At 70.0% G+C, this 23,840-nt stretch carries 23 protein-coding genes; 16 read left to right on the plus strand and 7 right to left on the minus strand.

Annotation, left to right across the window (positions count from 1 at the left end):
- The first annotated feature begins 200 nt into the window (after window positions 1-200).
- From ACFXKG_RS28465 to ACFXKG_RS28530, 14 genes are all read left to right on the plus strand, one after another.
- Entirely contained in the window at window positions 201-584 is a 384-nt protein-coding gene (locus ACFXKG_RS28465; RefSeq protein WP_384845014.1) for a hypothetical protein, read from the plus strand.
- Window positions 581-1,384 (plus strand): DUF317 domain-containing protein, encoded by an 804-nt coding sequence (locus tag ACFXKG_RS28470; protein ID WP_384845017.1) that lies wholly within the window; start codon window positions 581-583, stop codon window positions 1,382-1,384. Before ACFXKG_RS28465 ends, ACFXKG_RS28470 begins: the two co-directional genes overlap by 4 nt.
- Before the next feature lie 64 nt (window positions 1,385-1,448).
- Window positions 1,449-2,267, plus strand: coding sequence for a DUF317 domain-containing protein (locus ACFXKG_RS28475; protein WP_384845020.1), 819 nt, complete (start codon window positions 1,449-1,451; stop codon window positions 2,265-2,267).
- Between the two features lie 65 nt (window positions 2,268-2,332).
- Window positions 2,333-2,890 (plus strand): hypothetical protein, encoded by a 558-nt coding sequence (locus ACFXKG_RS28480; RefSeq protein WP_384845023.1) that lies wholly within the window; start codon window positions 2,333-2,335, stop codon window positions 2,888-2,890.
- Window positions 2,891-2,893: 3 nt separating this feature from the next.
- Window positions 2,894-3,676, plus strand: coding sequence for a DUF317 domain-containing protein (locus ACFXKG_RS28485; RefSeq protein WP_384845026.1), 783 nt, complete (start codon window positions 2,894-2,896; stop codon window positions 3,674-3,676).
- Between the two features lie 42 nt (window positions 3,677-3,718).
- Window positions 3,719-5,506: a type IV secretory system conjugative DNA transfer family protein gene (locus tag ACFXKG_RS28490; RefSeq protein ID WP_384845030.1), complete on the plus strand. Its 1,788-nt coding sequence runs from the start codon at window positions 3,719-3,721 to the stop codon at window positions 5,504-5,506.
- The gene (locus ACFXKG_RS28495; RefSeq protein WP_384845033.1) at window positions 5,503-5,961 is read left to right on the plus strand and encodes an XF1762 family protein; all 459 of its coding nucleotides are present in this window, start codon (window positions 5,503-5,505) and stop codon (window positions 5,959-5,961) included. The genes ACFXKG_RS28490 and ACFXKG_RS28495 overlap by 4 nt, the downstream gene beginning before the upstream one ends.
- A 154-nt stretch (window positions 5,962-6,115) precedes the next feature.
- The gene (locus tag ACFXKG_RS28500) at window positions 6,116-6,694 is read left to right on the plus strand and encodes a hypothetical protein (RefSeq protein WP_384845036.1); all 579 of its coding nucleotides are present in this window, start codon (window positions 6,116-6,118) and stop codon (window positions 6,692-6,694) included.
- Window positions 6,695-6,729: 35 nt separating this feature from the next.
- Window positions 6,730-7,548: a hypothetical protein gene (locus tag ACFXKG_RS28505; RefSeq protein WP_384845039.1), complete on the plus strand. Its 819-nt coding sequence runs from the start codon at window positions 6,730-6,732 to the stop codon at window positions 7,546-7,548.
- Window positions 7,549-7,943: 395 nt separating this feature from the next.
- Window positions 7,944-8,231 carry a hypothetical protein gene (locus tag ACFXKG_RS28510; protein WP_384845042.1) on the plus strand — a complete coding sequence of 96 codons (288 nt, stop codon included), beginning with the start codon at window positions 7,944-7,946 and terminating at the stop codon, window positions 8,229-8,231.
- A 154-nt stretch (window positions 8,232-8,385) separates the two neighbouring features.
- Entirely contained in the window at window positions 8,386-9,255 is an 870-nt protein-coding gene (locus tag ACFXKG_RS28515) for a hypothetical protein (RefSeq protein WP_384845284.1), read from the plus strand.
- Window positions 9,256-9,260: 5 nt separating this feature from the next.
- A complete protein-coding gene (locus tag ACFXKG_RS28520; protein WP_384845287.1) occupies window positions 9,261-10,526 on the plus strand; it encodes a DNA cytosine methyltransferase in 1,266 nt (421 codons plus the stop codon).
- A complete protein-coding gene (locus ACFXKG_RS28525; protein WP_384845045.1) occupies window positions 10,526-11,653 on the plus strand; it encodes a DnaB-like helicase N-terminal domain-containing protein in 1,128 nt (375 codons plus the stop codon). Before ACFXKG_RS28520 ends, ACFXKG_RS28525 begins: the two co-directional genes overlap by 1 nt.
- A 60-nt stretch (window positions 11,654-11,713) precedes the next feature.
- The gene (locus tag ACFXKG_RS28530; protein ID WP_384845048.1) at window positions 11,714-13,108 is read left to right on the plus strand and encodes a DUF317 domain-containing protein; all 1,395 of its coding nucleotides are present in this window, start codon (window positions 11,714-11,716) and stop codon (window positions 13,106-13,108) included.
- Between the two features lie 69 nt (window positions 13,109-13,177).
- Here ACFXKG_RS28530 and ACFXKG_RS28535 read toward each other — a convergent pair whose 3' ends face one another.
- From ACFXKG_RS28535 to ACFXKG_RS28565, 7 genes are all read right to left on the minus strand, one after another.
- Window positions 13,178-13,303 (minus strand): DUF6233 domain-containing protein, encoded by a 126-nt coding sequence (locus ACFXKG_RS28535; RefSeq protein ID WP_384845051.1) that lies wholly within the window; start codon window positions 13,301-13,303, stop codon window positions 13,178-13,180.
- Between the two features lie 40 nt (window positions 13,304-13,343).
- A complete protein-coding gene (locus tag ACFXKG_RS28540; RefSeq protein ID WP_384845054.1) occupies window positions 13,344-13,679 on the minus strand; it encodes a YciI family protein in 336 nt (111 codons plus the stop codon).
- A gap of 98 nt (window positions 13,680-13,777) precedes the next feature.
- Entirely contained in the window at window positions 13,778-14,689 is a 912-nt protein-coding gene (gene mmsB, locus ACFXKG_RS28545) for a 3-hydroxyisobutyrate dehydrogenase (protein ID WP_384845057.1), read from the minus strand.
- Between the two features lie 376 nt (window positions 14,690-15,065).
- On the minus strand, window positions 15,066-15,953 hold the full coding sequence (locus ACFXKG_RS28550; protein WP_384845060.1) for a LysR family transcriptional regulator: 888 nt from the start codon (window positions 15,951-15,953) through the stop codon (window positions 15,066-15,068).
- Between the two features lie 441 nt (window positions 15,954-16,394).
- Window positions 16,395-16,814 (minus strand): FUSC family protein, encoded by a 420-nt coding sequence (locus tag ACFXKG_RS28555; RefSeq protein ID WP_384845063.1) that lies wholly within the window; start codon window positions 16,812-16,814, stop codon window positions 16,395-16,397.
- A 1,074-nt stretch (window positions 16,815-17,888) separates the two neighbouring features.
- Window positions 17,889-19,277, minus strand: coding sequence for an MFS transporter (locus ACFXKG_RS28560; protein WP_384845066.1), 1,389 nt, complete (start codon window positions 19,275-19,277; stop codon window positions 17,889-17,891).
- Between the two features lie 121 nt (window positions 19,278-19,398).
- Window positions 19,399-20,601, minus strand: a complete 1,203-nt coding sequence (locus tag ACFXKG_RS28565; protein WP_384845069.1) for a CaiB/BaiF CoA transferase family protein — start codon at window positions 20,599-20,601, stop codon at window positions 19,399-19,401.
- Between the two features lie 640 nt (window positions 20,602-21,241).
- On the opposite strand from ACFXKG_RS28565, the gene ACFXKG_RS28570 reads away from it, so the two are divergent.
- Both ACFXKG_RS28570 and ACFXKG_RS28575 read left to right on the plus strand, forming a co-directional pair.
- A complete protein-coding gene (locus tag ACFXKG_RS28570) occupies window positions 21,242-22,744 on the plus strand; it encodes an aldehyde dehydrogenase family protein (protein WP_384845072.1) in 1,503 nt (500 codons plus the stop codon).
- A gap of 43 nt (window positions 22,745-22,787) precedes the next feature.
- Window positions 22,788-23,753: a quinone oxidoreductase family protein gene (locus ACFXKG_RS28575; RefSeq protein WP_384845075.1), complete on the plus strand. Its 966-nt coding sequence runs from the start codon at window positions 22,788-22,790 to the stop codon at window positions 23,751-23,753.
- Window positions 23,754-23,840 lie beyond the last annotated feature (87 nt).

The following is a 23,840-nucleotide window of genomic DNA, read 5'->3' on the forward strand; positions in this document are numbered from 1 at the left end:
CCCGGCGAACCCATCACCCATACGGCGGGCACACCTGCTGACCGACGAACCCATGGGTGCGCCTGGCGCACCACCTTTTCTGGCGACTCAGGCACCGGCCCTGCCCCGAGCGCCGGCTTCCACACCGTGACCTCCCCGTCGTGCCCCGGGCGGCGGAAGACCACGACTTCTTTCTGATTCCAGCCTTGTCCAGGAGGAGCATGACCCGCCCCACCCCGTATCCGGTACGGCTGGCCGACGAGATCGCCCGTCAGATCGGCCAGCTCACCGACCGCCTCTCCCACCTCCCGCCCGCCGAGGCCACCCAGGTCATCACACGGGCCGTCGGCACCGAAGACGGTGTCCTCGGCCGCCTCACCCATCTCATGGCCACCAGCAGCACCATCGCCAAGACCCAGGCCGAGAACGGCACCCTGCCGCCGGAGGTGCCGCTCGCCCTCGCCCGCGCCGCGAACGACCTGCACGACGTCCACCTCGACCTCGACGAACACATTCAAGCCCTCGCCGACTTCAGCACCGCTCCGGCCGGACCTGCGGTGAAGCCTGCGGCGCCCGGCCCGCTGATTGTCCGGCGGCACCGGTGAGACGCAAGCAGCGCACCTGGGGCTGGCGGGCCGGTGAACAGGCCGAGCCTCACTACCTCGTCCACCCCCGCCACCTCGCCGGCGGAGGCGACCTGCGCCACGTCACCGAATACCTCCGCGCCGCAGGCTGGAAGGAACGCTCGAAATCCGGCGGTCCCACCGTGTTCGACAGCCCCGACCGGAGTATGCGCCTGGGGTACGACCCGTTCGTCCAGCCCGGTGGCTGGACCATCAGCGGCCGGGCCACCGTCACCCAGGAGGCGTGGCACGCGACCATGTCGCGTGCCGTTCCGGTCGAGATCGTCGCGGGGGTCACCGACGCGCTGACCCGTCCGCGTCCCGCACGGGCGCCCAACGTGTGGGCGCCGCTCGTGCATCACGGCTGGCAGACCAGCCAGGGTGAACACCTGACCGCCAGCAGCCCGGACGGCAACGCCTTCGTCCGCTACCACCAGTCCAGCCACGGAGAGGCCGTCTGGTGGGCCAGCACCCGCGGCGACCACGGCCGGGTCTGGGACGCAGTGTTCACGGCGACCACGCCGATGCACCTGGTGCAGACCTTCGCCGCAGCCCTCGCGAACCCGAAGCCCGTGATGCGTCCGCACGGACACGTCCCCCGCGGTACGCAGATCCGGGCCCGGGCCGTGTCCGTCCTGCCGTCCCAGCTCCGGGCCTGGCGCCAGGCGCGGATCGCCGCCGCCCGCTCCGAAGCCTGGGCCCTCAGCACTCCCGGCACCCGCCGCCCCCGCACCACAGCCCCACCTCACGCCACCACCGGGCGCGCACGCGCCCGCCGCTGACCCCAGCCCCGCCCTCCACCTCTCCAAGGAGCCTTGTGCCTGTACTGACCCCGGAGTGCCGCGGATGCCGGTGAGTGAGCGGCAGATCACCGAGTTCGCCGACCATCACCTGTGGAAGATCCCGTTCGACACCAGCCCCCGCCACCTCGCCGGTCCCGGAGACCCCCGCCACGTCACCCACGGACTCGCCGCCGCCGGATGGACCCGTGCCTCCTCCGACCCGCTCAGCCCGAAGATCGTCCTGCACAGCCCCGACCACCGCACCAGCCTGCGCTTCAACCCATACGCCTCCGACTGGTGGGTGCTACGGGCCGAACCCACCGACACCAGTCCAGGCTGGTACGCCCATTTCGGCGAGCTTCTGCCGGGGGAGATCCTGGGCAGTCTCACCGACGCTCTCCACACCCCGCCCCCGGCCGAGGCCCCCGACCCCTGGCAGACACTGACCGCCGCCAGCTGGCTCCCCGACGACCAGGGGATTGTGCGCTCCTCGGACGGTATGTGCCGCGTCGAGCCATACCCCCTCGACCGGAGCGAGCCGATGGACTGGCGCGTCGTGGCCCACGAACGCGGTTACGGCTATCCCGATGGTCGCCGAATCTGGTCAGCCTGGTTCAACAGCCGCACCCCCGTCCATCTGGTCAACACCTTCGTCACCGCGCTCGTCGACACCGCCCCGCTCCAGCGCGAAATGTATGCCCGCACTGCCCACTGCAGCGCCACCCACGAGCGCAGTCCACTCACCCCGCAGCAAGTCGTCAACGCTCACACCACCCGCCTCAACGCCCTGAGTGCACAGGCCCGCGCCGCCAAGCGCCACAAGCCGACCACCGCCGTGGCGCCGGCGCAGCCGGGGCGTACGACCACGCCGATACGGCGCTGAACCGCACCACACCCCTGCCGGCCCCGTCCCCCGCCGTCTGCCCCAAGGACCCCCTCATTCCCTCGATGCCTGATCCCCAGCGCTCGTCCCTCGACCGTTTCCTGCGCGAGAGCAGAACCATCCACGACGCCTGGGACACCTACTCCGACGAGCACACCGACCTCGACGGCTGGCCCCACGACCCCCACGCCTACGGGCTCCGCGCCGCCCGGCGGGACCGTGAGACCGCCGACGCGTTCGAGACCGTCCGCGACAGCGCGCAGCATCTTCTTGCAGCCGCCGAGAAGCAGTTCGCCTCGTTGCCCGGCCGTGCGGTGCAACACCGCTGGGTGTGGCAGCTCGGCACCCTGCGTGACGCTCTCGGGCAGCTCGATGCCCTGCACGAGCAGTGGCTGGCGACCCGTGACAGTCTGCCCGCCGACGCCAAGCCGGGCAGCGAGGTGTTCGACGACGCGCTCGCCGAGTACCACGGCGAAGCGTGGAGTTACCTGGACGACTGGGCCACCCACGGCCACGTCATCCGCGAGATCCACACCGCCGCCGCACAGCCCGGCCGCTCCACGTCTTCCCCGTCGCCGACCGCCGTCGCCGCTCCGGTCAGGGCGACCACGGTGCGGAGGTGACAGGTGCCCAGCCGTCCCGACTTGGTTGATGTCGACTTCGTGGCGCCGCGGCATCTGGCCGGCGGTGGTGATCCGGCCTGGGTCACCGTCCCCCTGCACCGCGCCTGCGGCTGGAGCCACGGCAACGACCCCCTGATGCCGCGGGTCCTGCTCTCCAGCCCCGACCAGAGAGCCCTCCTGCGGCTGGAGCCGGCGAACGGTCTGCAGTGGTGGGCCCTGCACCACACCGCCGGACACGGCCGCCCCGCCTGGCACATGACCTTCGGCGGCCAGACTCCCGTCGAGACCGTCGCGGCCGTCACCGACGCCCTGACCGACCCCGCCACCAGCCTGGCCACCGACACGGACCCCTACGAGCCGCTCCTGGACGCCGGGTGGAAACCCGTCCGTGGCGCGGACGGGATCTTCTCGCCCGACGGGAAGGTGCAGTTCGAGCACATCGCCACCGAGGCAAGCGATGTGTGGCTCGCCACCACCACGCTCGGTCCGTCCCAGAAGCCGGTCTGGCAGGCCATGTTCCGGGAACACACCCCGCCCGTCCTGATCAGCGCGTTCACCCGCGCCCTCGCCGACACCAGCCCGGTGCCCCGCCAGTACCTCTCGCTGACCGTCCCCGCCTACGGCACCCGGCTGATCAGCCACACCCAGCGTGAACTCCCCGCCCAGCAGGTCGCCTCCGCCCTGGAGGACCGCGTCCGCGCCCTCGCCGAACGGCGCCCCACCCCGCCGACGCCCCTGCGGCGACCCCCGCAGCCCCCGCAGGCTGGTCCCCGCCGTCTTCGCTGACCCCGTCCCCCTGTCTCCAGTTCCGGAAGCGCCCCGCCTCTTTTGCCTTCTTCTCCCAGCAGTCCCACCGACGGGTACGACATCGCCCTGCGTTTCCTCCTCGGTGCCGCCGCGGTCGTCGTCCCCCTGTCCCACCTCGCCTGGCTCTGCGGCAACTTCACCGCCCAGGCCACCGGCAACAAGTGGGCGCCCTACCAGCCCACCACCGCGCTGCTCCACCCCGACCAACTCTGGCCCCAGGCCGAGCAGATGCCCCTGCTGATCGGCACGCGGATCATCCCCGTCACCATCCTGCTCGCCCTCCTCGCCGTGGCCGGCGTCCTGTGGTCCCGCCACAAGAACCGTGCCGGTACCCGAAAGAGGATCACGGGGATGGCCAAGGCACGGGACATCGAGCCCCTGATGGCCAAGGCGATCACCGACAAGGCCCGCTCCCTGCGCCCAAGCCTGAAAAACGCCAAGCACATCGAGGCGAAGGACACCGGCATCCTCCTGGGCAACCTCCAAGGCACCCGCCACGAGGTCCGCATGGGATACGAGGACGTCGCCGTCGCGATCATGGCCCCCCGCTCCGGCAAGACCACAAGCCTGGCGATCCCCTCGATCCTCGCCGCCCCGGGCCCGGTCCTGCTGACCTCCAACAAAGCGGCAGGCGACGCGTTCACCGCGACCCTCGACGCCCGGGGGCAGGACGGGCGGACGTGGACCATGGACCCGCAACAGATCGCCCACGCCGAACGCCAGATGTGGTGGAACCCCTTGGCCGACGCCAAGACCCTCGACGGAGCCGGCAGGCTCGCGGGGCACTTCCTCGCCGCCTCGGTCGACGCCTCCCAGCAGGGGGACTTCTGGTCCAAGGCCGGATCCAACATCCTGTCCCAGCTCTTCCTCGCCGCGGCGCTCGACGAACGGCCCATCACCGACGTCATGCAGTGGCTCGCCTTCCCCGCCGACCGCACCCCCCTCGACATCCTCCGCGACCACGACTTCACCCCCGTCGCGGCCCAGCTCAAAGGCACCGTCGAAGGGCCACCCGAAACACGCGACGGCATCTACGAAACAGCCCGCCAGTACGCCGCCGCCCTCCTCAACCCCGAGATCGCCGCCTGGGTCACCCCCCAGAAGAACATCGAGGAATTCAAACCCTCGGGGTTCGTCACCTCCACCGACACTCTTTACCTCCTGTCGAAGGACGGTGGAGGCGGAGCCAGCGCGCTGATCGCCGCGTGCGCGGACTCCGTGATGCGGGCGGCGACCGCCCAGGCCGAACGCGCCGGCGGACGGCTCGACCCGCCCATGCTCGCGATCCTCGACGAGGCCGCCAACGTCTGCAAGATCAGCGATCTCCCGGACCTGTACTCCCACCTGGGGTCGAGGGGGATCATCCCCATCACGATCCTCCAGTCCTACCGCCAGGGCCAGAAAGTCTGGGGCGACGCCGGCATGGACGCCCTGTGGTCCGCCTCGACGGTGAAGGTCATCGGCTCCGGCATCGACGACCCGGACTTCGCCGACAAACTCTCCCGCCTCATCGGGGACCACGACGTGGAGACCCTTTCCACCTCGCATTCCGAGTCCGGCAAGTCCACCTCCGTGTCGATGCGGCAGGAGAGGATCCTGCCCGCCGACGCGATCCGCGCCCTCGCCAAGGGCACCGCCCTGTGCTTCGCCACCGGCATGCGCGCCGCCATGCTCGACCTGCGCCCCTGGTACCTGGAACCCGGCGCCGGCGAACTGTCCGCCGCCTCCGCCCACGCATCGAAAGCCATCACCGAACGCGCCATCGCGAAGCACGCGCCGGCACGCTCCGACGTCGGGAAGGCCGCGTGAGCCAGGCCAGGCTGCGCCTGGTGCCGGTCCGTCTCCGTGAAGCGAAGCAATTCGTGCACGCGTGGCACCGCCACCACCCACCGCCCGTCGGACACATCTTCTCTGTCGGAGCAGCCGACGAGGAAGGCACCCTGCACGCGGTGGCCGTCGTCGGGCGGCCGGTGGCCCGTCACTTCGACGACGGCGCCACCCTCGAAGTCACCCGCACCGCCAGCGACGGCACACGCAACGCGAACTCCCTGCTGTACGGGGCATCCTGGCGGGCGGCGAAAGCGCTCGGATACCGGCGGCTGATCACCTACACACAGCACGCCGAGAGCGGCGCGTCCCTGCGCGGCGCGGGATGGCACCTGATCGCCCACCGTCCGCCCCGGGCCGGATGGCACACCCCCGCCCGCCCCCGCACCGGCCACGACAACGACCACGTCGCCCGCTGCCTCTGGCAAGCCCCCTGAACCACAAGCCCGGTAACACGCCGCTCGTCGGCCTGCCATACGTATGGCCCGGCCCGGCCAGCCACGCGCGCGCCTACTTCGACCACGGCCTTCCCCGGGCCACCACTCCCCCTTCCGAAAGACACGCTCCTTGGCTATCACCGACCATCACGACGTGTTCGTCGGGTCAACCGGCGACCGTCACACCTTCCTCATCCTCAACCGCCACATCAACGGCGCCCACCGGCTCCTGACCGAGGCCGGATTCACCGCCCGCGCCCACCACGGGCGCACCGTCTACCTGCTCCCGCCCGGCACGGCCGACGACGCGATCGAACGGGCCGGTGCGGCGGCTTACCGGCTGCTCGCCCACACCATGGACTGCGTCGACCTCGCCAACACGACCCGCTACAGCGCGGCCGGCCCCCTGCCGGAGCCCGACGTGCGCTTCCGGTTCACCGACGGTGAGGTGACGGCGACCGCCGGTGGCATCCGGGCGGGCATCCTCCTGACCCTGCACGGTTTCACGCCCGCTGCCGCCGGTACCCGGTGCACGCTGGAGCCCAGGCTGGACGAGCGCGATGCCGTGAACACAGTGGTAAGGGCCGAAGCCCACCTCCGTTCCGAGGACTTCGACGTGAGCATCGATCTCGGCATCGCGACACCGGAAGCGATCCCGCCCGCACCCCGCCGGACAACCACCACCGACCCCAGCACCCCGGCCCCGCAGCACAGCCGGCCCCGTACCCGCTGAAGCCCGTTCGAGCAAGGAGAGCGTCCTCCCACCTCATGCGCCAGATCGACCTTCTCGCGCAGACCGACAGTCTGCGTCAGCTCGGCCGCGACTTCGCCACCCTCCGCACAACCGTCCAGAAGCTGGAAGTCCGGCCCGGCAGCGACACACTGCTCCGTCTCGGCCCCCAGATCCTCGCCATCAACGAGCTGGTCGGCCGAACCCTGGCCCAGCTGGCCGATCTCCACGGCAGCCAGTACACCGCCGTCCCCGGAAGCCGCTACACCCTGCAGTCCCTCTCCTCCATCGTCTCCACCGCCTCCCTGGCCGCATCGGGCCTCGCAACCACCCTGTATGCCAACCGTCCCGACGCGGCGGGGTTTGGCTATGAACCTCCGGAGGAAGAGGCGGCGCGCCAGGCGGTACCGGCCCTCGCCGGATTCCTTTCCGACGCCGCCCGCCAGCTCGACCGTTGCGCGGCCACCTGCCAGTCCGCCGCCGCGGACATCATCCGGAACCTCAAGAACCATCCAGAGCAGCAGCCTGCCCTCCCGGACCTGACGCCCGCCCAGTACGGCGTCCTCGGGAAGGTGGCAGAAGGCGGAGCCCGGCGCTACGTCCGGGGCCGGGGCCGGGGCATCGTGGTCCGGGCCGCAGACGGCACACCCCTGCGTCCCGCCGCTTTCGGCACGCTGGCCAAGCACCGCCTGGTCAGCGTCGACGCCCTTGTTTCCCCGGTGGTGGGACAGGAGATCACGGTCACTGCCGCCGGCGAACTTGCCCTGTACATGCAGCCGACCGCCCACGCACGCCCCGCGGTGCCGCCGGCGGCGCCGGTACAGAAGCCGCCCAGCCCACCCCCACCGCACCGATAAACGACGCGCCCTTGTCGCAGCACAGGCCGGGCGCTCGCGTCACCGCAGCTGTCGGCCGTTCCCCGCGAGTCCCGCGGCGGGCGGCCGGCCTCCTCCCACCCGCCTGGAGCCTCTACGTCCGCCGATACCCCCACGCCCCATGACCTCGCCCGTGCTCTCGCGAGCCGGATCCACCCCGAAGCCCCTCCGCGGGACGTGATCGTCACCTTCCACGTCCGCCCCCAGGCTGCCGCTGAATTCCGCCACAGGAGCGGTGGCGGGCCGGTCACCGTGATCGCCCAGGGGCTCCACGCCCAGCTCTACGGCCTGCCCACCGCCCCCGACCCGCTGCCCACCGCGCTCGACGCACTCCTGCAGACCACCCGCGCCGCGCTGAGCGGACAGCAGCGGGCGCGGTGCTGCGGCGGGTCGCCGACCAGCTCCGCGACGGGGCCGAGATCATCAAGGACTCCCAGTACCGGGCCCAGTGGGACCGCCTGCCCGACGACATCGCCGTGCAGCTCCGCCAGGCACACGACCTCGCCCAGCAGCTCGCCGACATCCTCGACCACGTCGCCCCCGCCTTCACCAACCCCGGGGCCGCTGCGGCTGGTTCGCCCTCACCGGCCTCGGAACGGGGGCAGGAGGGGGCTGTCGCCGCTCCAACGCACGCCTCGGCGCCGCAACCAGGCCGCCGCCGCTAGACCAACCGCTGACCGGCAGCTCCTGCCGGAAGGCGTGGTGGTCTCCCTTCCGAGGCTTTTTATGTCTCACTCCGCCTCTCCCTCAGGAATGACTATTTCCCCGACCCCGCAATTTCTGGCCCTTTCTCTAGGTGCCGGAGTCCAGTCCAGTACTCTGCTCGCCCTGTCCGCCGAAGGGATTCTCCCCAAGGTCGATTACGCGATCTTCGCCGATACCGGGTGGGAGCCTGCAGCCGTCTATACTCATCTCGACCGTATCGAAAAGGAGATAGCCGAACCGGCCGGAATCCCCGTCCTCCGCGTCACCTCGGGAAACATCCGGGACGACGCTCTCGACCCCGGGCACCGGTTCGCTTCCATGCCCCTGTACGTCCTGAACAAGGATGGAAAGCAGGGAATGACCCGGCGCCAGTGCACCGGCGAATACAAAATAAAGCCGATCAAGAAGAAGGTCCGCGAACTCCTCGGATACCCCCACCCGCAGCGCATCCCGAAGAATGTGTTCGTCGAGCAGTGGGTCGGGATTTCCACGGACGAATTCCACCGGGCCAAGGACGCCGACGTCCGCTACATGCGCAACCGGCATCCGCTCATCGACATCGGCTGGTCACGCAGCGACTGCGTCCGCTACCTCACAGCACTCGGCCTCGCGGACACCCCCAAATCCTCGTGCCTGGGCTGCCCGTTCCACGGGAACGCGCAGTGGCGGCACATCCGTGACACCAGCCCCGACGAGTGGCAGGACGTCGTGGAGTTCGACGCCGCGATCCGCCAGGGCAACGCCCGCGCCAACGCCGCCGGCAACCACCTGCTCGGCCAGGCATTCCTCCACCGCTCCCGCGTACCCCTCGACCAAGCCCCGATCGACCACGTCACCGCAGCCGAATGGGCCGCCCTCCAGCCCCAACTAGACAGCACCCCGGACGCGGAGGAACTGGAGCAGGGCGTGGTGGACGGCTGCTCCCCCTGGGCCTGTCGCGGTGACGTGGATGCGGTGCGGGACGGCTTCGGTCTGGCTTCGTGAGGGGGATCGTCCTTGACTTGTTCGCGGGTCCGGGCGGCTGGAGTCACGCTCTGGCCGTGCTCAGGGCCCGGGATGTGGGTCTGGAGTGGGATGAGTGGGCGTGCCGGACCCGTCAGCGGGCTGGGCAGTTGACGGTGCGGACGGATGTGGCGGCGTATCCGACGTGGCCGTGGCTCGGCCGGACGACGGGGTTCCTGGCGAGTCCGCCGTGTCAGGCGTGGTCGACGGCCGGTAAGCGGCTGGGGCTGGTGGACCAGCCGCTGGTCCACCAGGCGGTTGCCGACCTCGCAGCCGGCCGCGACACCCGCGACCAACTTCTCACGGCCTGCCGGGACGTGCGTTCCCTCCTGGCCGCCGAGCCCATGCGCTACCTCCAAGCGCTGAACACGGTGGGCGAGCCGGAGTGGATCGCTATGGAGGAAGTCCCCGACGTGCTGCCCTTGTGGAAGCAGTACGCGGCCGTCCTTCGGACCTGGGGATTCTCGGTGTGGACGGGGATTCTCCAGGCCGCCGACTACGGCGTTCCCCAGACGCGGAGGCGGGCGATCCTCCTCGCCTCCCGGGTTCGGACGGCCGAACCCCCGGCGCCGACCCACGCCCGGGTCGCGGAGCCGGAATCGCTGTTCGGGCCGGGCCGCGCCCGCTGGGTCAGCATGGCCGAGGCCCTGGGCTGGGGCGCCACCGACCGGCCCGTCCCCACCGTCTGCGCCGGCGGCGGACCCGGCGGAGGCCCCGAACCCTTCCCCTCCGGCTCCCGCAGAACGCTGTCCGACGCCCGCGACCGCGGCACCTGGACACCACGCCCGGAGGGGATGATGGTCCCTCAGTCCGGTCGGGGGACCGCCGGGCCCGGTGTCCAGAACAGCTGGCCCGCAGGCGCCCCGGTGACCACGCCCGTGGCGGAGGCGGAGGGGAACCGGTGGTCGTGGTCGCTGCGGAGCAACAACCAGGCCAACGCCACCGTCCGGCCGGTCACGGAGCCGGCGGGGACGCTGTTCTTCGGGCACCGGGCGAATGAATGCACCTGGGTCGCCGAACCCGTCCTCTCCCACCCGGGCGGCACGGGCACGGTGGCGCCGGAGCCGATCCGGATCACCGCCCGTGAAGCGGGCCTGCTGCAGACGTTCCCCGCCGGCCGCTTCTGGGCCGGCAACAAGGGCCAGCAGTTCTCCCAGATCGGCAACGCCGTCCCGCCGCTCTTCGCCGGCCACCTCCTCGCCCCGCACTTGGACGTCACCCTCAACCCCGACGACTTCACTCTGGCCGCCTGATGCCCACCACTCCCGGACCCGGACCCCGCATGAACGGCGGCCATGATGCTCTCCCGCTGGCGCAGCCGGTGTACTACGCCGAGCGGGCCCTGCTCGGTGCCCTCCTTCTCGAACCCCACCGCCACGCCGGTCTGACCGGGATCGGCGCCGGATCGTTCTCCAACGCCGCGCACGGCGCCGTGTTCACCGCGATCGGAACCCTCCCGGTCCCCGACCCTGTCCAGCACGCCCAGGCCACGACCTGGCTCAACGAAGTGCTCAACGCCGCCCGCGAGCAGGCACGCGGACTGACCAGCCCGTATCTGCACACCCTGATCCGCGCCTGCCCACAGCCTCGTCACGCCGCGGCGTACGCGCGGATCATCGAGGCCGACCACGCCCGCCGTACCCTCCACGGCCGGGCCCAGCGTCTCGCGCAGACCGCGACCGACCCCGCCCTCCCGCACCCGCTACCGGCGGTCTTCGCCGAAGCGGACGCCCTCGCAAAGATCGTGGACGGCCTCGCCGCACGGGTCCCTCCCCACCCCGGCGCCCTGCCCCGCGCCCCCGCACCACCGCCCCACCCCGACCTCGACGGCCGTGACGAGGCGCTCGACGAGGAGAGACTCCTCCTCGCCTCCGCGACCGCGCACCCCGCCGAGATCGAGCGGATGCGGTGGCTGACCGACCGCGACTTCAGCGACGCACTCCACGCCGGCCTGTGGACCTGCCTCACCGGGCTGCACCGGCGCGGCGCGCCGATCGACCCGGTCACCGTGCTGTGGGAGGCCCAGCAGCGGGGGCTGGCCACCGAGGTCGTGCCCGCGGAGCTGCTCGACGGTCCCCCGGCACCGGCCGGGTCCACGGTCTACTGGGGCGAACGGGTCCTTCACCGTGCCGTTCTGGCGACCGCGTACGAAGTGGGCTGCCGGATCGAGGCGTTCGCCTCCGATCCCGTATCGACGCCATACCAGCTCGTCCTCGGCAGCCGACGCGCCCTGGCCGACCTCCACGCCGTGCGCACCCGCTGGAACCACGCCACCTCCCCACCCCCGGTGACGAAGCGCGCGCAGACCAAGTCCTCGGCGCCGCCGCGAGCCGGCCCCCCGCACACAGCGGCTCCTTCCGCATCACGCCCCTCCCGCTGACCCCGACCGCCGTCGGCCAAGCCCCGCAGCCCGGCCAACGGCTCGAAACGAGGCACACCTTTGACCACACCTTCCATCGACGCGCAGATACGCCTCCATACCCACCCCAGCCACCCCAGCGCCGTGACCGCCACCCTCACCGGCACGCAGCACCACACCGCCCACGCCCTCCTGACCGCCCACGGGTTCGAACCCGTCAACGAGCACAACCTCGTGCTGGCCCGCATCGACCACGAAGAGCCCTACTGGGCCCAGCAGAGCGCCCGGAAGCTGGCCGACGAGGAGGGCGTGACCGTCGAGATCACGCCCCGGCTGCGTGCGGCGATCGACGAGGAATGGCCCTGGGCCAACTACCCGATGCCCTGGTGCACCCGCCGGGAGATCCGGGAGGTCTCCGACCAGGCCAACCAGCTCTACGAGGACATCCGGAGCGGGCGCCTGGTCATCCACGCGCACGCGGAGGACGCGGGGACCACCGTCGCGGTCGGTACGTACCGCGGCGGCACGAGCGTCTACCTCCACGGGGAGAACCACCTGCGGCAGACCGCCGGCACCTTCGACTCCCCGGCCCAGGCCATCGCCGCCTTCGAACGCCTCCACGGCACGACCATGCGCCCTGGCTCCGCACCCGCGACCGAAACGGAGCAGCAGACCGCCGAAGCCCTCACCTCACTGACCACACCGGCACCGGACGGCGCCTCCACCCCATCGGCCGAACGGGACGAGCCGAGGACAGAGCTCGTCCCGGCGTATGCCGCCGACCCGGGCAACCACGAAGCCCTCCTCGACGCCTTCCTCGACGAGCAGGGCGAGTGGCAGAAGTACCGGACGTGGGTCGAGAACACGACCATCGCCACCCATGAGTCCCTCACTCTGCGGATCGAATTCATCCACGAGGCATACATCGACGATGTCGCCTGGACGATCGCCGCCTACGAATCCCCTACTGGTCCCCGTGTCTGGCACCTCACCGCGACCTCCGCCACCCCGGTCGGAATCGTGGAAGTCCTCCTCGACAGCCTCGCCGCCCAGGACGCCTGGGCCCAGGAAGCCGACGGTCTCAACGAGCAGACCGTGGCCCAGGCCATGAGACCGCTGGCCGACGAAGGCTGGTCCCAGAAGGTCGACAGCCGCCGGATCCAATGGTCAGAACCCACCGGCAAGCCCGCCGGCGCCGAGTTCGACGCCTTCGCCGCCACCACCCAGGCCGCAAGCCCTCTGCCCGCCTGGACCATCTGGGGCGGCAAGCACATAGACCACCCCACCTGGGCGATTCGCTGCTCCCCCCACACCCCCGCCGGACTGCTGGCCGACCTCACCTACGACCTCATCCACGGCGAAGTCCGCCATCAGGTCTCCCCACCCGCCCCGGCGCGATCCCCGCACCATGCCGCGCAGGCAACAGCACCCGCGCCGGCGGCACCACCGCAACCCCTCACCCGACGCAACCGATGAACCGGGCGGACGGCGCTGTTGCAGCACCGGAACAGGCCAACACTCCCCGGCGCCGACCCGCACCAGGAACTACTCCGTCAGGCCCAGCTCCGTGTCCGGCCGGCAGAACTCGCAGGCTTCCGCGCCCACCACCGCCTGCGTGAGCGCCAGCCGCGCCTCAGCGGCACTGCACGAACTCACCGAGCGCTGCGTCATGGTGCAGTCACCGACATGGATGTACCTTCGAGCGGAACCGCTACACGTTCGACCCATTTGCGAACAGGTCGGCTCCGATGGATAGGGTCCAGCTCTGCACCATCCGGTCGACGATCACGCCCCGCGCCTGAAAAGGGTCGTTGTCCGCGATAGCCAGCACGCGTCCTGCCGAGTCCACATCGAACACCAGCAGACCGCCTACAGGGCCTGGCCCGCCCAAGGGTCCGGCCACCACCAGCTCGCCCCGCTCCGCGAGAGCCCGAAGGTACTGACGGTGCTCAGGACGGTGTGCGGTAACGAGCTCGGCATCGCCGGTGTAACGGTAGGTGAGAGTGAAAAGCGGCATGGTCGGACTCCAGTCGACAGGTTCGATCAATTGGTCCAGTGGAAACTGACACCCCCGCCGGCGGCTCTGTCTCCGCTGAGGAATTCTCGGCGGACACGGAGCCGCCGACGGGGAGGCAAGGCCACCACCTATACGGATGCGGCCTCTGGCTCGTCCCGGGCCCCCAGCTCCAGCGCGAGCGCGGTGCAGTCCCGTTTCCCGGCGCCGGCTGCGGATGCCGCTGCGAACAACCGCATCGCTGTGCGCGCGGTGTCCAGCCGCACGTCGAACTCTTCGGCGGTCGCGGTGGCCAGGCGGAGGTCCTTGTGCAGCAGGTCGATCATGAAGCCGGGCTCGTAGCCGTGCGAGCTCGGAGACGTCGGCACCACGCCCGGCAGCGGGAACCAGTTGCGGAACGCCCAGCTGTCACCCGAGGACCGGAGGACGATGTCGTAGAAGACCTGGGGGTCGAGCCCCAGACGCTGCGCGAGCACCGACGCTTCGCACGAGGCCGCCATGCTGATGCCCATCATGGCGTTGTTGACAACCTTCATCGCCTGGCCGTCACCACTCGGGCCCACGTGGACGATGTACGAGCCGATCTGCTCGATCAACGGAGTCGCCCGCGCCACGTCGTCGGCGTCGCCGCCCAGCATGAGGGTCAGGGACGCATCCTCGGCACCTTGTACACCACCCGATACGGGGGCGTCCACGAAGCCGACTCCGTGCTCCTTGGCCCGGCTGTGGAGCGAGCGGGCCATGTCGATGCCGATCGTCGAACAGTCCGCGACGACCGAGCCCTTGGGCATGTGGGCGAAGGCGCCATCCGGCCCGGTCAGCACTTCTTCGACAACTACGCCCGATTGCAGCATGGTGAAAACCACCTCGGCATCACGGACGGCCTCGGCAACCGAGCCGCTCACCTCAACGCCATGGGCGCGGGCGGCTTCCCGGGCACTCTCCTCGATGTCGAAGCCGCGCACCTTGTGTCCCGCCTTGACGAGGTGTGCTGACATGGGCACACCCATGTGCCCCAAACCGATCCAAGCAACGTTGTTCACTGCCGATTCCTCCCTTGCCCAGTAATTCCGCACCAGGCGTTGTCTCGGGTGCGGACATTCTCACTATGCGAGCCTCTGGGCTGGGCGCCAATAACCATCAGTACAGAGGGACTGTGCACATACGCAGACCGCCTGCCAGGACGGACACTGGCCCGCATTACCGGGATCACCAGCTACGTCGTCCGGTCTCCCGAGTCTCCGGAATTCCCTTACCGACCCGGCTCGCGGATGTTCGTCCGGCCACCGGCCTCGTGCGGCTCACCGCAAGCTCAGGTCGACGGATCCGGTGAGCCAGCGCCGCCGCGTGGAGACTGTCGTCTGTACCCGGACCGGAGCGCCAGGGTCCGGCCAGTCACCATTCCTTCCGCAATTCGGACTACATGGGTTTCACCAGTTCGTCGTGCCGACGACGGACCTCTTCGCGCAGCGCTCGCCGCACGGCCTGCACAGCCGGCCGGGACACCCCGTCGCGGCGGGCAGCCAGGGTGAACGGGAGGGTGATGTGCACACCCAGGTCATCGAGTTCGACCAGACCGGGTACGCCCACCGTCATAAATCGCGGTAGCAGTCCTACGCCCGCTCCCACCGCTGTGGCCTGGAGTTGGGCAAAAATACTGGTCGAGGTGAACCGTGCGGTCACGCCGGGCAGATAGAGGCCGAGGTCCAGGTCGCCGACCTGTAGCAGGGAATCGATGTAGAAGATGACCGTGTGGTCCCGCAACTCGTCAGTGCTCTGCGGTCGCCCGTAACGGGCCAGGTAGTCCTCGCTCGCGTACAGCCCGAGTGAGTATTCGGCGAGTACCTCGGAGAACAGTCGCCGGGTCACTGGGGCACCCACGGCGATGGCAAGGTCGAAACCCGACTGATGGAGGTTCAGCTGCCGGGTGGCCGTGATGAGCTCGATGGTGAGTCCGGGGTGCTCCTGCTGCAGACGGGTGAGAGCTGGAGCAGCGAAGAGAGCACCGAACCCGTCGGGTGCCGTGATTCTGAAATTGCCCACGAGAGCGTCCTGGCGCATGCCCCGGGCTGCGAGGACGACATTCTCCAACGCTTGCTCAATAGGGCGCGCCTGTTCGGCGACGACCCGCCCCATCTCGGTGAGTTCCCAGCCGTCCGAGCCACGTTCCAGCAGCCGCGCGGCGAGTACCTTCTCCAGCGCCCGAATGCGCCGGGAGACAGTGGTGTGGTCCACCCCCAGAGCGGAGGCGGCCGCAACGAGGCGGCCTGTGTGCGCCACGGCCAGCAGATAGCGGAGGTCGTCCACCCGTGGTTGGCGTGGCTCGGGCTCTCCACGGTGTTCCATGTGCTTCCCGTTCTGTCATGCCGACGGAACCTCACCGAAGCCCCACGGCTCTCCCTTGCAGTCTGACTCATTCCCCAGTCTCGGGCCCTCTCGTGTATTTGTCGGATTCCGACGAGGACACCGTCCTCGCCTCCGGTTCCTCTCCCCTTGGACGATGGAACAGCAACCGGGCCGTTGTCGCGTCACGCCTCTCCTCGGCCGCACGCAGGATGTCCGGCCAGTCTTCCGGATGCGACTGGCGTCAGTGGCGTTCGACCGTGAGCGTGTCGCGCCGCCTGGCGCGCCTCGGAGATGCGTCGGCAGACGGCGCGACCCGACGCATGAGCCTCGTGCACCGGAGTGTGCAGAGGCGTCGACCCATAACGGCGGGACACCTGTACGGCGTCATCGATGCTGCCCTCCTCACACGCACTCCACGACAGCCTCCACACCGTCCCGTACACCATCAGAACGATCACGGCCGCGATCGCCGTGTCCACGACCCGGTCCAGAAAGAGGGCTCGTCGTCGCCGAGAAATTCGACGAAGTCGAACATGATCGCAGTGAGTGCGAGCGTGCTGACCGCGTGGTGCCGCAGACACCCACGGCGAGCACCATGCCGCACACCACGACCAGCGCCATGAGAACGTAGTCGTTGCGAGTGAGGGGGAGGACGGTGCCGACCAGGGTGACGCCGAGTACGGTTTCGAGGCAGCGGTGAAGGGCGCGCCGGGGTACGGGGCCAAGATCCGGCTTGGAGATGAACGCGACGCCCAGCGGCAGCCAGTAGCCACGAGGCCCGTCCAGGAGGTGTGCCGCGAGGCAGACCGCGGCAGCGGACACGGACAGCATGGTGCCGGAACGCGGCCGGGTCGCCCACGGCACCGGAGTAGCGGTTCGGACCGAGGGAACGCGTGCGGTGGAGTTATCCGGGCTGGCGCGCGCCACCTGTTCGAGGGCGAGCAGTCCGGGGGTGTTCGCCCGCCACGTTGTTGTGGCGCTCTCAGCGGACGGCGAGACGGTCCCCCCTCCAGGCCCGCCCGCCGGGCCAGGCGTTCCGGCTCACTGAGGACCGCAGTCGGCCGAGGCATTGTCTCCCATCCCAACCCCGTGGCGGCCTCGCAGAGGCCGAAGGCTGTATGGAAGGCCGTTGCGAGACCATGGCGCGCACCGGTCCGCTCGCCGGCGGCAGCGTAGTGGGCGCGGTTGAGTGCCAGGGTCATCGCACGGCGGGCCTCCAGTGCGCCCGGTGTGCCGGCCGTCTTCAGGAGTTCCTCCGCCTTGCGGTAGACCTCTCGGAGAACGCGCCGTTCCTCACCCGCCCGGTGCCGGGACCACAGGACGTCGGTAAGCAGAAGGACCAGGGCCGTACCGCTGATCAGTTCGGCCAAGAACAGCCAGACCGGACCGTCCAGCGGCAGAGCGCTTCCCACGATGGTGCCGAGCGGAAACTGCATGGACACCTCCGGGGAGAGCAGGCCATCAGGACTGAGCAGACCGGAGACGAACGCCACGGTGATCACCAGGGCGGTCACGGCGAAGCCGGGCTCCACGCGCAGAACAGTCTGCCCGGCCAAGAACCCGTCCACGCTCGCCAGTCCGCTTCCGGTGACGCGGATCAGACGCTCCCTGCGGAACCCTGGTTGGTCGTGGCTCGTCGCCCACAAGGCACCGAGGGCGACAACAACGCCCATCTCCGGAGCATGGAACATGACCCCCGCGGCCAAAGGCACGGTGATACCGACAGCGGCTCGGGCTCCCGCAACCCAGGGAGCACGGCGTGCGGTACGTAGCGGGTTCTTCGACACAGGGTCAGCGTGGGCAGTCGACTCGTGTGCACACAAGAGACACTTCGGCACCGGTACTGTGCAAAGATGCAGACAGAGCATGTTCCGCCTCAGCGGAGACGATTCCCGCTCACGGGGTCGGTACGTCCGCTTTCGCGGCGGCTACCAGGGGCGCCGCCTTTGCCTCGGTCGGCGTCTCGGTCAGGTCACGGCCCCTGGTCTCCCGGGCGCACGACACGGCGATGACAGTGACGACCGAAGCCAGCGTCAGATACACGGCGATGGGCTGGAAGGTGCCGTACGCCTGCAACAGGGCGACAGCGATGATCGGAGCGGGAGCGCCCGCCACTACCGAGGCGAACTGGGCACCGACCGACGTTCCGGTGTAGCGCACGCGGGTCGCGAAGAGTTCGGAGAAGAACGCGGCCTGCGGGGCGTACATGGCGCTGTGGAAGGCCAGGCCGATGGAGATGGCGAGGACCGCGGCGGGGAACGAAGCGGTGTCGAGCAACATGAAGAAGGCCCAGGCCCACAGTCCGGTGCCGACGGCCCCGGCCAGGTACACCGGTTTACGGCCCACGCGGTCGGACAGCGCTCCGAAGCAGGGGATCAGGCAGAACTGCACTGCTGAGCCGATGACAACGGCGATCAGGGCGTCCTGCTGCGGCATGCCGAGGTGCTCGACGCAGTACACGAGCACGAACGTGGTCAGCACGTAGTACGCGATGTTCTCCGAGAACCTGGCTCCAATGGCTATGAGGATGTCCCGCCAGTTGTTCCGCAGCAGATCGACCAGCGGCCGGTGCTGCTTTCCGGACGGGGCGCTTTCCTCGTGGGCCTCCTTGAACACCGGTGACTCGTCGATGGAGAGGCGGATCCAGAGTCCGGCGAGCACCAGGACGGCGGAGAGCAGGAACGGGACGCGCCAGCCCCAGGCGACGAAGTCGTCGCGGCTCAGCGCCGTGGACATCACGGCCAGCACTCCCACGGCGAGGATGTTGCCGGTGGCCAGGCCGGCCTGAGGCCAGGAGGCCCAGAATCCCCGTCGGCGGGCGTCACCGTGTTCGGAGACGAGCAGCACCGCGCCGCCCCACTCGCCGCCCAGGGCACAGCCCTGGATCAGGCGCAGGACGGTGAGCAGGATCGGGGCCGCCATTCCGATGGTGTCGTAGCTCGGGACGCAGCCGATCAGGACCGTCGAGCCCCCCATCATCAGCAGGCTGACCACCAGGAGTTTCTTACGGCCCAGCCGGTCGCCGTAGTGCCCGAAGACCACGGCGCCGACCGGTCTGGCGACGAATCCGACGGCGAATGCCATGAAGGCGAGGAGCGTGCTGGTCAGCGGGTCCGACGAGGGGAAGAAGACCTGCCCGAAGACGAGGGCCGCGCTCGATCCGTACAGGAAGTAGTCGTACCACTCGACGGTCGTCCCGACGAGGCTGGCGAAGGCCACCCGGCGCAGGCCGGGCTTTCCGGCAGGGGAGGATGGTGTGTCTGTTGCGGCTCTGGAGGTTGTCATGGGGATACCCGTTTCACGCGATGGGATGACGCACTGCTGACAGAGCTCGCGGGCTGGTGAGCAGAGGACTCACCGGCCCGGAGGGGACCGAGCTCGGAGGGAACCGAGGAAGTGGGTACGGTCAGACCGTGGGCTCGACCTCGTCGAGCCATCGCCGCACACTGCCGTCGTGCTGGCCGAGCAGCGGGGGCGCGGCGTGTTCGCGGCGGGGGTTGTGGTCCAGACGGACCGCCGGTCCCGGGAGCCGGACGCTGCCGAGGGAGGGATGGTCGACGTCGAGAACCAGCCCCTGGGACAGGGTCTGCGGATCCTGGTAGACCTCGTCGAGGGTGCGGACCTTGCCGCAGGGGATGCCGTGCCCGTCCAGCAGACTGATCCAGTGATCGGCTGGCCGGGTCTCCAGGTCCGCCTCGATGACCTTGATGAGCTGTTCGCGGTGGGCGACCCGGGCCACGTTGGTCGCGAACCGCTCGTCGTCGGCGTCGATGCCCAGGACCTCGGCGAGTTTGCGCCACTGGCCGTCGTTGGCCGCGGTCACCTGGATCGCGCCGTCGGCACACCGGAACAGGCCGTAGGGGGCGATCGCGACGTGGTGGTTGCCGGCCGCCCGTCCGACCTCTCCGGCCACCGTGTAACGGGTTCCCTGGAACGCGTGGACACCGACGATGGCCGACAGCAGGGACGTGCGTACGACCTCGCCGCGGCCGGTGGCATTGCGCGCGACCAGCGCCGAGGCGACCCCGTAGGCGCCGTACATGCCCGCGAGGAGGTCGCCGATCGGGACGCCGACTTTGGTGGGGGTCTCGGAGTCGGGGCCGGTAAGGCTCATCAGGCCAGCCTCGCCCTGGGCGATCTGGTCGTAGCCGGCGCGTCCGCCCTGGGGGCCGTCGTGCCCGAAACCGCTGATGGACAGGATGACCAGCCCGGGGTTGAGGTCGTGCAGCCGCTCGTTGCCGAAGCCGAGCCGGTCCATGACGCCGGGGCGGAAGTTCTCCACCAGGACGTCGGCCTGCCGGATGAGGCGCGTCAGCAGGTCCACACCTTCCGGGGCCTTGAGGTCCGCGGTCACCGATTCCTTGTTGCGGTTGCAACTGAGGAAGTACGTAGACTGCCGGTCGTCCTCGGGGCCCACGAACGGCGGACCCCAGCCGCGCGACTCGTCGCCGCGCCGCGGAGCCTCCACCTTGATCACACGGGCACCCATGTCTCCGAGCATCATCGCGGCATGAGGGCCCGCCAGAGCACGGCTGAGATCCACGACGAGTACTCCGTCGAGGGGACCGTTCCTCTCCTGGGACGGGGCCTCCGGCTCGTTGGTCGTCATCAGTTGCCCCTTCGTCGGTGTCATGGGGGTCGGGTCGGATAGGTTGACGAGCCGGACCGGAACAGACATTCGGGTACGCCAAAGGTTCAGAGCGCCGACAGGCGACAGCAGCCCTGGTGCACGGTCGTTGTGCGGCTCGTGTTTCACCGTGCTGACCGGGCCGGGGTGCGGGCAAGAGCCAAATCGGCACCGCGAGTGTGCGCAAATGCACAGCTGGCCCCACGCGGCAGAGCCGCGCGGATGCCCCGGACGATCACCGGCGGTGGCGGCCGGGGCGCGGCGCCGTCCACGGTCGTGTGCGTTTCTGCAGACTGGGCCTGCGTGTCTGGTGCTTGTTCGCATGGGCGACAGAAGTGACAGTCGAAACCAGGTGGTGATCGACCGGCACGTCCTTCAAGCACCGTGGCCCCGTGCTCTTCGAAGGAGAACACGACGACCGCCCTGGCGTGGACCGGGCTCGCCCGGAGCTGGCCGAGGAGTGTCATCGGCCCGTCGGTCGGGCCGCCCGGTCCGCCGCCGACGGCCACACCGGCCGCGGCCCGGGCCGCGGTGACCGGACCTGGCGCCGTCGCCTCCGCCGGGCCGAGCCTGTATCACAACTGACTGTGGAAGAGCCCAACTGACTGTGGAAGAGACTGACATGGCGGACAGCAGCGTTTTCCCCGGATCCTGGCGTCGGGAGTCCGGCCTGCCGATCGGGCTCATGCTCATCGACGGCAAGTGGGTCGAGGCGGCCGGCGGGAAGTGGGACGAGATCACCTCACCCGCGCGGCGCGGCGAGGTGATCGCCCAGGTGCCGTCGGGCGGTGACGAGGACGTCGACCGTGCGGTCACAGCAGCGCGGAGGGCCTTCGAGTCCTGGCGGCAGAGCCATTTCAGCGTTCGGCAGCGTGCCCTCGGCAGGATCGCCGACGCGCTGGAGGAACGTACGGAGGAACTCGCCCTGCTCACCGCCCTCGACACGGGCAACGCGCTGCGTACCCAGGCCCGCCCCGAGGCGAAGGTCTTGGCGGAGCTGTTCCGGTACTTCGCCGGTGTGGCCGGCGAGGTCAAGGGCGTCACTCTGCCCGCCGGCGACAAACAGCTGCAGTACACGCGCCGCGAGCCGCTCGGCGTCATCGCGGGCATCCTCCCCTGGAACTCCCCGCTGATGATCGCCGGGTTCAAGGTGCCGGCCGCGCTGGCCGCGGGCAACACCGTGATCCTCAAGGCGGCGGAGGACGCACCGCTGTCGGTCATACTGCTGGCCGAGATCTGTGCCGAGCACCTGCCCGACGGCGTGCTCAACGTCGTCACCGGCGAGGGCCGGGTCGTCGGCGAGGCACTGGTCCGTCACGCGGGAGTCGACAAGGTCTCGTTCACCGGCTCGACCGAGGTGGGCCGGGGCATCGCGCGCAAGGCCGGTGAGCGCCTGGCGCACCTCTCGCTCGAACTGGGGGGCAAGAGCCCTTCGATCGTGTTCCCCGACGCGGTCGACGACAGCCTCGTCGACGGCCTGGTGCTCTCCTCGCGCATCTCCCGCCAGGGCCAGAGCTGCACCGCGGGGTCCCGCCTCTTCCTCCATGAGGACGTGTACGACGAGGTCCTCGACCGCCTAGCGGCCCGGCTCGGAGCGCTAGCGGTGGGCGACCCCCTGAACGAGGCCAGTGACATCGGCGCCATCATCAACGAAAAGCAGTTCCGGTCCGTGCAGGGCTACATCGACGACGGTCTCGCCCACCCTTCGATGCGGGCGGTGCTGGGCGGTCGTCCTCCCGCCGACGGTCCGCTGTCCGAGGGCTACTTCCACGTGCCGACTGTCTTCGCGGGGGCGCGCAACGACTTCCGGCTCGCCCGGGAGGAGATCTTCGGCCCGGTCCTGGTCGCGATCCCCTGGCGTGACACGGACGACGTCGTACGCATGGCGAACGACAGCGTCTACGGCCTCGCCGCCTACGTCTGGAGCCACAACCTGGAGCAGGCGCTGACCACCGCGCACCGGCTGGAGGCCGGCTGGGTCCAGGTCAACCAGGGCGGCGGGCAGGTCGTCGGCCAGTCCTACGGCGGCTACAAGCAGAGCGGGGTCGGCCGCGAGGTGTCTCTCGAAGGCATGCTCGAAGGTTTCACCCAGATCAAACAGGTCAACGTCAACCTCCCCCGCTGAACCTGACCCCGCCGGATCGGCCCCCGAACCAAGGATGAGAGCAATGCGCACAGTGACCGTGTCCCAGTACGGCGGCCCGGACGAGCTCAGGACAGCCGACGTCCCGATCCCCTCCCCCGGCCCGCGGCAGGTGCTGGTGAAGGTCGACCTCGCGGGCGTCAACTACATGGATGTCTACCATCGCACCGGCGCCGTCCCCTTGCCGCTGCCCTTCGGTGCCGGCGTCGAGGGCGTCGGCCGGGTGGCGCGGGCCGGCGCAGAGGTGACGGATCTCGCCGAGGGCGCGCTCGTGGGCTGGTTCAGCGGCGGGCAGGGCTCGTACGCCGACTACGTGCTGGTGGAGGCCGAGCGCGCGGTACCGGTGCCGGGCGACGTTCCGGCCGGGACTGCGGTCGCCCTGCTGATGCAGGGCGTGACCGCGCACTACCTGGCCACCGACGCCTATCCCGTCCAGTCCGGCGACACGGTCCTGATCCACGCGGCAGCGGGCGGCGTAAGCCAACTGCTCAGCCAGATAGTCAAGTTGCGGGGAGGCCGGGTGATCGGCACCGTCTCCACCCCGGAGAAGTTCGCCGCGGCGCGTGCCGCCGGCGCCGATGACGTGATCCTCTACGACCGCTTCGACAGCAAGGTCCGCGAACTGACCATGGGCCTGGGCGTGGCAGCGGTGTACGACGGTGTCGGCGCCGCGACCTTCGAGGGCAGTCTCGGCGCACTCAGGCCGCGCGGCACCCTGTTGATCCACGGCACCGCGAGCGGCCCGCCACCGCCCCTGGACATACCGCGGCTCAACGCGGGTGGTTCCCTCTACGTCACCCGGCCGAGCATCGCCCACTACGCCGCGACCGCCGCCGCACTGCGCCGCCGAGCGGACGATGTCTTCGCCTGGGTACGGGAAGGGCTGCTGACCGTCCCGGCTGGCACGCGGTTCGGTCTTGACGAGGCCGCCACGGCCCACCGGGCCATCGAGTCCCGCACCACCACCGGGAAGCTCCTCCTGGAGATCTAGGGCGTGTTTCGAAGTCCGCCCGCGCCGTCGGCCCCGCGCTGCGACAGACTCCCCGCACCGGGACCGGCGCATTCCTCACACACGGAA

It is taken from the genome of Streptomyces sp. NPDC059255, assembly GCF_042752355.1.
In the GTDB taxonomy this organism is placed as follows: Bacteria; Actinomycetota; Actinomycetes; order Streptomycetales; family Streptomycetaceae; genus Streptomyces.